The organism is Paracoccus onubensis, assembly GCF_003591515.1.
GTDB lineage: Bacteria > Pseudomonadota > Alphaproteobacteria > Rhodobacterales > Rhodobacteraceae > Paracoccus > Paracoccus onubensis.
Genome location: NZ_QZCG01000033.1, coordinates 1 through 2,500, shown reverse-complemented (window position 1 = coordinate 2,500; position 2,500 = coordinate 1). Strand labels below are relative to the sequence as shown.

1 tRNA gene and 2 rRNA genes (1 of these 3 cut by a window edge) are annotated in these 2,500 nt (G+C 55.2%); all 3 read left to right on the top strand.

Annotation, left to right across the window (positions count from 1 at the left end):
* Nucleotides 1-2,143, top strand: a 23S ribosomal RNA gene (locus D3P04_RS22930); it begins 689 nt to the left of the window's first position.
* 98 nt (nt 2,144-2,241) lie between these two features.
* Nucleotides 2,242-2,356 (top strand): 5S ribosomal RNA (gene rrf, locus D3P04_RS22925).
* Nucleotides 2,357-2,422: 66 nt separating this feature from the next.
* Nucleotides 2,423-2,499, top strand: a tRNA-Met gene (locus D3P04_RS22920).
* Nucleotide 2,500 lies beyond the last annotated feature (1 nt).

Genomic DNA, 2,500 nt, shown 5'->3' with positions numbered 1-2,500 from the left:
AGACCCGAAACCGAGTGATCTAGGCATGAGCAGGCTGAAGGTAAGGTAACACTTACTGGAGGGCCGAACCCACACCCGTTGAAAAGGGTCGGGATGACTTGTGCCTAGGGGTGAAAGGCCAATCAAACTCGGAGATAGCTGGTTCTCCGCGAAAGCTATTTAGGTAGCGCCTCGGATGTATTCCTTGGGGGGTAGAGCACTACATGGATGATGGGGGCCCACAGCCTTACTGAGTCTAAGTAAACTCCGAATACCCAAGAGAACTGTCCGGGAGACACACGGCGGGTGCTAACGTCCGTCGTGGAGAGGGAAACAACCCTGACCAACAGCTAAGGCCCCCAATTCGTGGCTAAGTGGGAAAGCATGTGAGACTTCCAAAACAACCAGGAGGTTGGCTTAGAAGCAGCCATCCTTTAAAGATAGCGTAACAGCTCACTGGTCTAATCAAGAGGTCTTGCGGCGAAGATGTAACGGGGCTCAAGCCACGAGCCGAAGCTTTGGATGCACGTTTACGTGCGTGGTAGCGGAGCGTTCTGTGATATAGAACGCTGTCTCTTTTGTCCTTTCGGGGATAACGGAGACAATGTTCTGACTGTGAAGCCGGGCCGTGAGGCATCCGGTGGAGTGATCAGAAGTGAGAATGTTGACATGAGTAGCGACAAACAGGGTGAGAGACCCTGTCGCCGAAAGTCCAAGGGTTCCTGCTTAAAGCTAATCTGAGCAGGGTAAGCCGGCCCCTAAGGCGAGGCCGAAAGGCGTAGTCGATGGGAACCAGGTTAATATTCCTGGGCCAGGAGATGGTGACGGATCGCAGAGGTTGTCAGTCCTTATCGGATTGAACTGGCAGCTGAGCGGTTCCTGGAAATAGCCCTCCACAAGACCGTACCCGAAACCGACACAGGTGGACTGGTAGAGAATACCAAGGCGCTTGAGAGAACCACATTTAAGGAACTCGGCAAAATACCTCCGTAAGTTCGCGAGAAGGAGGCCCGGTTTGCAGGCAACTGTGGGCCGGGGGCACAAACCAGGGGGTGGCGACTGTTTACTAAAAACACAGGGCTCTGCGAAGCCGCAAGGCGACGTATAGGGTCTGACGCCTGCCCGGTGCCGGAAGGTTAAAAGGAGAAGTGCAAGCTTTGAATTGAAGCCCCGGTAAACGGCGGCCGTAACTATAACGGTCCTAAGGTAGCGAAATTCCTTGTCGGGTAAGTTCCGACCTGCACGAATGGCGTAACGACTTCCCCGCTGTCTCAAATGTGGACTCAGCGAAATTGAATTGTCTGTGAAGATGCAGACTTCCCGCGGTTAGACGGAAAGACCCCATGCACCTTTACTACAGCTTCGCACTGGCATCAGGATTGCGATGTGCAGGATAGGCGGTAGGCTTTGAAACGGGAACGCCAGTTTCCGTGGAGCCTCCCTTGAGATACCGCCCTTCGCACTCTTGATGTCTAACCGCGGTCCGTTATCCGGATCCGGGACCCTGCGTGGCGGGTAGTTTGACTGGGGCGGTCGCCTCCCAAACAGTAACGGAGGCGCGCGAAGGTTGGCTCAGAGCGGTCGGAAATCGCTCGTTGAGTGCAATGGCAGAAGCCAGCCTGACTGCAAGACTGACAAGTCGAGCAGAGTCGAAAGACGGCCATAGTGATCCGGTGGTCCCGAGTGGAAGGGCCATCGCTCAACGGATAAAAGGTACGCTGGGGATAACAGGCTGATGGTGCCCAAGAGTCCATATCGACGGCACCGTTTGGCACCTCGATGTCGGCTCATCTCATCCTGGGGCTGGAGCAGGTCCCAAGGGTACGGCTGTTCGCCGTTTAAAGAGGTACGTGAGCTGGGTTTAGAACGTCGTGAGACAGTTCGGTCCCTATCTGCCGTGGGTGTTGGAGACTTGAGAGGAGTTGCCCCTAGTACGAGAGGACCGGGGTGAACGTTCCACTGGTGGACCAGTTGTCCTGCCAAGGGCAGTGCTGGGTAGCTATGAACGGACAGGATAACCGCTGAAGGCATCTAAGCGGGAAGCCCCCCTCAAAACAAGGTCTCCCTTGAGAGCCGTGGAAGACCACCACGTCGATAGGCCGGAGATGTAAGTGCAGCAATGCATTCAGTTGACCGGTACTAATGGCTCGATTGGCTTGATTTGATCCGGAAGAAGGCAGACTGAAACCTGTCCCTTCCAAAAGCATCCTTGGACAACATGCGTCTGCTTCGCAGACACAACGCTGAGCGTTTCTTTCCCGGTCTGGTGGCCAGAGCACGAGCAAAACACCCGATCCCATCCCGAACTCGGCCGTTAAGTGCCGTCGCGCCAATGGTACTGCGTCAAAAGACGTGGGAGAGTAGGTCACCGCCAGACCTGGAAAGAAACGCAACTCTCTGAAACGATGAAAACAAGCAACGCAGACAAAAGCGCTGCAACCGGCGCGGGGTAGAGCAGCCCGGTAGCTCGTCAGGCTCATAACCTGAAGGTCGTAGGTTCAAATCCTACCCCCGCAACCAA